At 62.0% G+C, this 8,909-nt stretch carries 8 protein-coding genes; 2 read left to right on the top strand and 6 right to left on the bottom strand.

The window, feature by feature from the left end:
- Positions 1–73 precede the first annotated feature (73 nt).
- Together K0F85_RS02355 and K0F85_RS02360 are read left to right on the top strand one after the other, a co-directional pair.
- Positions 74–1,990, top strand: a complete 1,917-nt coding sequence (locus K0F85_RS02355) for a PatA/PatG family cyanobactin maturation protease (protein ID WP_219114368.1) — start codon at positions 74–76, stop codon at positions 1,988–1,990.
- Between the two features lie 155 nt (positions 1,991–2,145).
- Entirely contained in the window at positions 2,146–2,322 is a 177-nt protein-coding gene (locus K0F85_RS02360) for a hypothetical protein (RefSeq protein ID WP_219114369.1), read from the top strand.
- 463 nt (positions 2,323–2,785) lie between these two features.
- On the opposite strand, the gene K0F85_RS02365 is transcribed toward K0F85_RS02360, so the two are convergent.
- From K0F85_RS02365 to K0F85_RS02390, 6 genes are all read right to left on the bottom strand, one after another.
- Positions 2,786–3,976, bottom strand: coding sequence for a PA0069 family radical SAM protein (locus K0F85_RS02365; protein ID WP_374198631.1), 1,191 nt, complete (start codon positions 3,974–3,976; stop codon positions 2,786–2,788).
- A gap of 80 nt (positions 3,977–4,056) precedes the next feature.
- Positions 4,057–4,683 (bottom strand): tRNA-uridine aminocarboxypropyltransferase, encoded by a 627-nt coding sequence (locus K0F85_RS02370; protein WP_306982628.1) that lies wholly within the window; start codon positions 4,681–4,683, stop codon positions 4,057–4,059.
- Between the two features lie 140 nt (positions 4,684–4,823).
- Positions 4,824–6,575, bottom strand: a complete 1,752-nt coding sequence (locus K0F85_RS02375) for a methyl-accepting chemotaxis protein (RefSeq protein WP_219114371.1) — start codon at positions 6,573–6,575, stop codon at positions 4,824–4,826.
- 265 nt (positions 6,576–6,840) lie between these two features.
- Complete coding sequence (locus K0F85_RS02380; RefSeq protein ID WP_219114372.1) at positions 6,841–7,353, bottom strand: lipocalin family protein; 513 nt, start codon at positions 7,351–7,353, stop codon at positions 6,841–6,843.
- Between the two features lie 66 nt (positions 7,354–7,419).
- Positions 7,420–8,166 (bottom strand): ABC transporter substrate-binding protein, encoded by a 747-nt coding sequence (locus tag K0F85_RS02385; protein ID WP_219114373.1) that lies wholly within the window; start codon positions 8,164–8,166, stop codon positions 7,420–7,422.
- A gap of 42 nt (positions 8,167–8,208) precedes the next feature.
- A partial coding sequence (locus K0F85_RS02390; protein WP_257572464.1) for a type VI secretion system protein TssA occupies positions 8,209–8,909 on the bottom strand: 701 nt, incomplete at its 5' end.

Below are 8,909 nucleotides of genomic sequence, written 5' to 3' on the forward strand. Positions count from 1 at the left end.
CGCCGCAGCAGGCAGTCGGTGCACCTCAAACGGTGTGGCGCCCGCCCTCCAGGACCCAGCAAGGAGCCCCGCCGTGTCGACGACTTTGGAAATATCCACCACCCACGACAGCATGGCCAATCACGGCTTGCTGCCCGGCATGGCTGCCTTGCAAGAAGGCAATACCGGCTGTGCCGATATCTGCATCGCCGTGCTGGACGGTCCCGTCGATACCAGCCATCCCTGTTTTGCCGGCGCCAAGCTGGAATTGATTGACACCCTCGCCACTGGTTCGAGCGGCAACGGCAGGGCATCGCTGCACGGCACCCATGTCACCAGCATAATCTTTGGCCAGCCGGGCAGCCCCGTCACGGGCCTGGCGCCCCATTGCCGGGGCTTGATCCTGCCCATCTTTGCCGACCGCGCCGATGGCACATTGACGCAATGCACGCAACTAGACCTGGCCCGCGCCATCACCCAGGCCGTCGAGCATGGCGCGCACATCATCAATGTCAGCGGCGGTGAACTGTCCGACAGCGGCGCCGCCGACGGCCTGCTGCAAAAAGCCATACAACTGTGCCATGAACGCAACGTGCTGCTGGTCGCGGCGGCGGGTAATGACGGCTGCGATTGCCTGCACATCCCCGCCTCCATCAAATACACCCTGGTGGTCGGTGCCCTGGACCGGCAAGGCGCCCCCATGCCCAATAGCAACTGGGGCGAGGCCTATCGCACGCGCGGCATCATGGCGCCCGGCACCGACATCGTCGGCGCCGGGCCAGCAGGGAGCGTGCGCGTCAACAGCGGCACCAGCTTTGCCACCCCGATCGTCTCGGCCATCGCAGCCTTGCTGCTGTGCCGACAACACCAACATGGGGATCGTCCTGACCCTCGTGGAGTTTGCAGCGCATTGCTGCAAAGCGCAACGCGTTGCAACACCAATGGCGAGCTGGACTGTCGCCGCCTCCTGACTGGGACATTGAATGTGCCGGGCGCCACTCAACTTATATTATTAAAAGGGAAAATTGAAATGTCAGACGATACTGTGATTGAAGTGAGCCCAGCCAATGCCGACACTTCCGCGCTGGCGCACCCACCCAGCATTCCCATGCTGGAAACTCCCTCCCTGTCCACTCTGGCGGCCACTGCCGGCGTAACGCGGCAAGGCATCGCCGCCTCCGGCATCGATGCCTCCGATTGCGGCTGCGGCGGCGTTACTGCCAAGGGCCCGACGCTGGTGTATGCACTGGGCAACCTGGGCATCGACTTCGGCAGCGAAGCGCGCCACGATTCATTTGTCCAGGCCATGCCATTGGGCAGGAACAACCCGGACGATCCGCAGCAATTGATCGAATTTCTGCGCGCAAAGCCATATTTCCGGCAATCACTGACCTGGACCGTCAATCTGGACGCCACACCGATTTACGCGATCGTGCCCGTCGGTCCGTATGCCGACCTGACCTATGAACTGCTGTTCGAGGCCCTGGTTGGCACAATCGATGGCAAGGTCGTCATGAATTCGTTTCCCGGCGTAATCTCGGGCGCCGCCAGGCTGATGTCCGGCCAGATCGTGCCCGTGATTCAGCCAGCCATACGGGGCATGTTCAGCTGGAATGTCCCGGAACTGATCAGCAGCCTGCTGGCGGTGCAAGACAACCAGGAACTGAACAGCGACAACACGGGAGCGCGCCTGGAAAACTTCCTGAACCGCATCTATTACGACTTCCGCAACCTGGGCGTCACAGGCATGGACCGCGCGCTCAACTTCTCGGCCACGAATGCCATGCAGGCTGCTGAAATGCTGATCAAGACCATCGGCATGCAGCTCGATACCATCGTCGTGCAACAGAGCCCCGTGTGCCGCCCTGGCTCCGAATGCTACGACATCATCATGACCTTCTTCAACCCGGAAAATCTGCAGATAGCCAACACGGTCGCACGCTTCGCCGTCGACGTCAGCGATGTGATACCGGTCAGCGTCGGGCCCGTGCGCTACTGGTCGCAGCGCTAACTGCAAGGCCCAATGAATTGTCGGAGCACGTGGGCGCAGCGATGCGCGCACGCGCTTCAGCAAACGGTCGTTGGCGGGAAACGATCAGCACCGTACCCTCGGTACACACATCCATTGTCGTTGCCCGCAGCGGCGCCATCACAAGGAGCTTTAAAATGAACAATCTGCCATTGCAAGCCAAAGCCGTTCAACGCAGCCCCGGCATCTCCGCCATCAGCCAGGGCGTCGCCCCTTCCGGCATTGCCTGCACCCTGTGCCAAATGGGTTGCAGCGCCTTGAGCGGCAGCGCACAGCAAATCTGCCTGGCAGCTTGCGCCGCCACCGTTTGCTGATCAAGCCAGCAGGATCGAGCCATTCCGGCTAAACCCGGCATGCCTGCGGGCGATGAGTTTCTTGTCGCCCGTTCAGTCCGCCGGCATCAACCCCGATTGAGGAAGGACAGCAATGCGACTCCCACTACAAAGCCCGCCTGTTTCGCGCAGCGCGCGTGGCCCTATCAACGCACTAGCCAGTGGCCCGCAGGCCAGCGGCATGCAGCCGTCCGCCTGCGGACCAACCAACACCGGCCAGGGGCAGTGCTTCGATACGCACGGACCGATAGGCGGACCGACGGCCCACAATTGCAGCGCCTGCTGCGCCCGGCGCGGCGCGATTCACTGGCAAGGCGTGAATGGCACCTTTGCCATCTGCCACTGAAAAACTAATCCCGCAAGGCAGCCCTCGCCTCCTGGCCTCTGCCGGAAGCGGGGGCTGTCTTGATCACCGTCCCTTCCCTCAGTATCCGCGCTGCATGTTCTAAAACAAATCGAGCTGCCCCGCATTGCCTCCTTTGGCCTTGTTTCCCAACGGCGGCACCACCAGCGGGCGGCGGAACTGCGTGCTATCGAGCTGCTTGAAGCGGCCACCCTTGCCATGCAGCCCCAGCCGGTGCACAGCCTTTTCAAAGCGTTGCCCGATGAGGTCGGCCCACACGCCTTCGCCCCGCATGCGCGCGCCGAACGCGCTATCGTAATCCTTGCCGCCGCGCATTTCGCGCACCCGGTTCATCACGCGCTGGGCCCGTTCAGGGAAGTGCGCTTCCAGCCATTGCTGGAACAATGGACTCACTTCCCACGGCAGGCGCAGTACCACGTAATGGGCGTGGATGGCACCGGCGTCGCGTACGGCTTCCAGCAGTTGCTCGATTTCCGGCTCCGTCACAAAGGGAATGATGGGCGCGATGCTCACGCCCACGGGGATACCCGCCTCCGTCAGTGTGCGGATGGTGCGCAAGCGCCGCGCCGGCGCGGCTGCGCGCGGTTCCAGGGTGCGCGCGATGGCCGGGTCCAGCGTGGTGACAGTGACGGCCACCGCTGCCAGGCGACGGGCCGCCATGGGGGCCAATATGTCGATATCGCGTTCGATCAGCGACGATTTCGTGATCAGCGCCACGGGGTGGTCGCACTCATGCAGCACCTCCAGCACGCGCCGCGTCAGTTGCCGTTCGCGTTCGCACGGCTGGTACGCATCGGTATTGACGCCCAGGGCGATCGGTTCGGGCACATACGACGGCTTGGCCAATTCGCGCCGCAACAGTTCGGGGGCATTCACCTTGGCATAGATGCGGCTTTCGAAGTCGAGGCCAGGCGACAGGCCCAGATAACTGTGCGTGGGGCGGGCAAAGCAATAAATGCAGCCATGTTCGCAGCCCCGGTACGGGTTAAGCGAAACATTGAACGGCAAATCGGGCGAGGCGTTGCGCGTGAGGATGGTGCGCGCCTGCTCGTCGCTGACCTGCGTCGTCCAGCCCGGAACCTTCGTCTCGCCAGCTGCCTCATCCAGGCCACCCACACTCCAGCCATCATCGAAACCGGCGCGCGCATGCGCCTCGTAGCGCCCTTGCAGGTTCGAGACGGCGCCGCGCCCCTTGTGGGCTTTCAGCGATTGCGGCGGCAACATGGCTTGCCCGGCATAGCTGTCATCGTGCCCTGGAATGATTGCTTTCATGAACGGCCCCATTAACTGTATATACATACAGTATACTATGCCGCTGTGCAGCCAAGATCAAGGGTTACCATGATGCCGTTTCACGCTTTTTCAGCATGCGCCATGACATAACTCAACTGCTGCGCGACAAAACCGTCAAATGCCGTGATCAGGGTAACGAAACGCGATGCGTCCTGCTCCAACTGCATCAAGGCATAGCAGGTCGCTTCCAGAGTCGATAACTGGTCTGGCGCGTGTGCCTTGCGAATCAGGTAGTGGGAAGCGGGCGTAGCGCGCAGTGGCAGGCGCGGCAACTGCTGCAAGGGGGGATTCAGATACAACATCTTGCGGCTCTTGCGCCAGGTGGCGTCCAGCACCACCAGCCGTAGTCGTGCCGGGTCGAGCAAGATGGCGGGGTCAAGCGCCGGCGGCGGCGCGATGCCCAGCGAACGGTCGCCGGGCGTATCCGGGTACAGCAACACATTGTGCTTGTGGGCCAGCAATGCGGTGAGGGTATCCGGGGCAAACTGCTCGCCCGTCAGCAGGCGGCTGTTGGGCAGGCTCAGGTGCAGCAAGCGGGCACTGCCCTTGGCATTCTGGACTTCCAGCGGATGCTGCAGGATCAGCACTTCCAGCGCGTGGGGAACGGGGGTAACCCAATGGCAGATGCAGCTGGATACGGCACGCAGGCAGCGTGGGCAGCGCGCGCGTTTGGCGGGTTCCGCCAGGGAGGAGGATGCAGACGTTGGGCTGGAGATACGACTCGGGCTACTGCTGGAGGTACGGTGGGTGGTCATGGCGGAGCGCGTTCACGGCTATCTTCAAGCCGCGATTGTAGCGCCCGTGCCATGCCAAGGGGAATCTACGCTTAAAACTCTTCCCATTCGTCGGCGCCAGATGCCACCGGCGTCGTCGGCGCGCGCGTGCGCACAGCTTCCGCTTGCGCCGCCTTGCCCGGCGTGGACGCGGTCACGGCTGGCGCCGGCGCGCGTCGCATGGTGGGCCGCATGGCAGGTCGCGTGGCAACTGGCGCAGACGTCTTCACAGACGGGGCAGCACTGGCGGCAACATATTGCTGCGTTGCATCGAGCTTGAACAAGCCCACCACGTCGGCCAGCTTGGCAGCCTGCTCCTGCATGGATTCGGCCGCTGCGGCCGCTTCTTCCACCAGGGCTGCATTTTGCTGCGTCACCTGGTCCATCTGGCCGATGGCCTGGTTGACTTGCTCGATGCCGGCGCGCTGTTCGTCGCTGGCGTCGGTGATCTGGTTCATGATCTGCGTCACATGGCTGATGCTTTGCACGATCTCATCCATGGTGCGGCCCGCCTTGTCCACCAGTTGCGAACCGGCCTCGACCTTTTGCACAGAATCGTCGATCAAGCCCTTGATTTCCTTGGCCGCCGCGCTCGATCGCTGCGCCAGGTTGCGTACCTCGGAAGCCACCACGGCAAAACCACGGCCCTGTTCACCGGCCCTGGCCGCTTCCACGGCCGCGTTCAAGGCCAGGATATTCGTCTGGAAGGCGATGGCGTCGATGACGCTGATGATGTCGACGATCTTGCGCGAGGAATCGTTGATCGAGCCCATGGTGCTGACCACTTCCGACACCACCACGCCGCCCTTGCTGGCAATGTGCGAGGCATCGATGGCCAGTTGGTTGGCGCTGCGGGCATTGTCGGCATTGAGTTTCACGGTGGAGGTCAATTCTTCCATGGAAGACGCCGTTTCTTCCAGCGAGCTGGCCTGCTCTTCCGTACGCGACGACAAGTCCAGGTTGCCGGCGGCGATTTCGCTCGATGCCGTGCTGATGGAATCGGTGCCGACGCGCACCTGACCGACGATACTGACCAATTTATCGTTCATGTTTTTCAGCGCATGCATCAATTGCCCCGTTTCATCGCGGCTTTCCACCACGATATGGCTGGTCAGGTCGCCAGCGGAAACGGCTTCCGCTACCTCCACGGCGCGCGTGATGGGACGCGTGATCGAGCGCGTGATCCAGTAGGCGCAGGCGATGCCCAGCAGGATGGCGGCCACGCCCAGCGAGATCAGCAGCAAGCGACCGCTTTCGTAGCGTGAACGGATTTGCGCGGCCATGTCATCGAGCAATCGGGTTTCCAGCACTTCCAGCTTTTTCAGCGACGCTAGGTAGATGTCGCGCTTGACGGCCATGTCGCCTTCGTACAAACGCTTGCCCAGTTCCAGGTCGCCCGCATTCTTGGCCTTGAACACATTCTTGCGCACATCCGTGTACGCCTTGCGCGTACTCAGCACTTCCTGGAAGAGCGCCTGCTCTTCGGCGTTCAGCTCACTCTTGCCGATAGCGTTCTGGATTTCCGTGGCGCGCGACGACGAGACCGCCATTTCCTTTTCAAACTGCTTCTGGTGTTCGGGATCGCTGACTTTCCAGGCGGCGGCAGTGCGAGCCGCGTTCACTTCGATGACCTTGGTCCACTCGGCGATCAGGCGCTCATTGCGCACTTTGACATTGACTAGCGCATCGGTTTCCTGGCTGGCGCTTTGCATCTGCACGATGCCCACCACGGTGAGGGTCGTCAACAGGAGCAGGACGGCGGCAAAGCCGCCACCGAGACGTACGCCGATTTTGAGGTTCTTCATTGCGTGATTCCTATCTGAAAAAAAACAATGCACAGACGCCACGAAACCGAGCAAATGCTACGTATTCATATAGCAGGCATCCGCCGTGCGGCAATCACGAGCAGCGACGCTACGCTAGCCACGTCACCAGAATGGCAGTACGCCGAAGCGCACCACTTTGGAGCAGATTGTGAGTGAATCAGGATGGTATTGCAAGAAATAAATTGCAGTAAAGCAACAACAAGAAGACGCGATGCCGCCACGAACGGGCGGCAGGCAAACGGCGTCAGTTTTGCTTCACGTAAATCAATTTTGAAGTGTCGAAACCCAGCCCACGGGCTTTCTCGATCAGGCGCTGCTGCAAGGCAGGGTCCATGGTTGGTGTGCGCGACAATAACCAGAAGTAGGATTTGTCGGGGCCGCTGATCATGGAATAGCTGTAATTTTGCTGGTCCAGATCAAAAACGATGTAGGAACCATAGAATGGGCCGAAAAACGACACTTTCAGATAGCCCACGTCTTTCTTGTCGACAAAATACGCCTTGCCTTCGGCATCCTTCCACTGCGCGTCGGCGTCCTTGTAGCCACGGTTGAGCACTTTCAAGCCGCCATCCTGGCGCAGGCTGTAGTCAGCCGTCACATGGCTCAGGCCACGTTCAAAGGAATGATCGAGGCGCGCGATCTCATACCACTTGCCAAGATAGCGGGTCGTGTCGAAGTGATTGACGGGATGAATATTCTCTGGCCGGCCGACACAGCCGGCCAGCACGAGCGCACACAGGAACAGCAGTTTTTTCATGGTCTTCTCCGTAGCTGGAATCAGGGTAGCAATGCATGGTCGACGATGCGACGGATCGCGCCATTGTTACGCATGCGTAACAATGGCGGCATTGAATTGCGCGATAAAATCATCGCGATAAGGATGGGTGGCCGGCTGGCGCTCCGTAAAGCCCAGGTAACCCTGCTGGCTGGACAGTTGCACCGTTTCCTCGATCGCCGGCAGCGGCGTCCCCGCCGGCCCCGCGCGCCGGATGCGCTGCAATTCCCACTGCGCCGACAGACGGTCGCTGACATAGCAGTCGATGCGCCCGCGGATCAGCTTGAGCAAATTGGCGCGCGTACCCTTGGCCGTGTCCAGCACGACCTTCTCGGTACGCAAGGTCGCCATCTGCGTCGCATCGCCCAGCAAAAAACCCGCGTTCACGCCGATGCGCAGGCCGGCGTAATCGGCGGGCCACTGCTGCAGCTTGCGCCTGGCCAGCACGTCCAGGTTGCACAACACCACCAGCTGCTCCGTCAGCAGCGGCATGGAATAGCGCACGTACGGCCGCTCGCTGCGCCACGAATACGGCGGATACAGGGCGAAGGCATCGCCCGTCTGCAGCATCAGCACCCCACGCTTCCAGGGCACGGGGCGCAGCTGCACGGCATACTGCGGCATCGATTGCGCCGCTTCGCGCACGATCTCCGTGTAGATGCCTTTCAGTTGGCCATTTTCGACGTAGGAGTACGGCGGATAATCGGCGTCGCCATAGATCACCAGCGGCGTCGCGGCCCCTGCCTGTCCGCAAACAGCGAGGAACAGGCATAGCGCGGCAGGCAAAATGGGCATTCTGAACATGCCAGAAGATTAGCATGGAAGCGCCACAAGCGATCAGCCGTTGGCGCTGTTCGTGCCCAGCATCTCGTCGAGCTGGGCCAAGGTGCCCTGGTCCTTGACGACGGCGCGCAGCCACAAGTGCAGCGGCAATTCTCCCCAACTGGCGGCCTTCTCGGCCAGGTAGGCGACGGGGCTGTGCGGCTCGGTGCGGCGGAAAAAATCGGCCACCTGGCGCAGCTGAGCCAGCGCCTGCTGGCGCTGCACGATGACATCCCCGCTGGCGCCGGCGCTCTGGCCAGCGGCGGGCGGCGCGCCGGCAAAGTCCGCGCCGGGCGACAGCGGCGCAATAAAATGAATGGCGTTTTCCAGCGCTTCGCGCGCGGCGCGAAAACTCGGACCGTCGGCGCCGAAACGCGCATCGACACTGCGCTCGAACGCCAGCAGCGACTGCATGCAGTACTGCGCATCAGCCAGCAAGCCGACGGAAAAGGCGCGCGTATTGCTTTGCCGCGCCGCCTCCATCTGCACCAGGCTTGTACCTTCGTCGTGGCGCGCATCACCCCAGCCCTGTTGCGCCGTACCCTGCGCCTGGTCGGCGGCCGCGCGCTGGCGCGCAGCATCGAAATCCTGCAGCGAAAACAGGCCGTCGGCGCCATCGGTCAGCGGGATCTCGCGCAGCAGCTGCGGCGTGCGCGAGAGCAGCCAGAAGACATTGCCGATGCGCTGTTCCTGGTCGCCCTCTTCCGCCGGCGGGT

This window comes from Janthinobacterium sp. UMAB-56 (assembly GCF_900095265.1).
Taxonomy (GTDB): domain Bacteria; phylum Pseudomonadota; class Gammaproteobacteria; order Burkholderiales; family Burkholderiaceae_D; genus Janthinobacterium.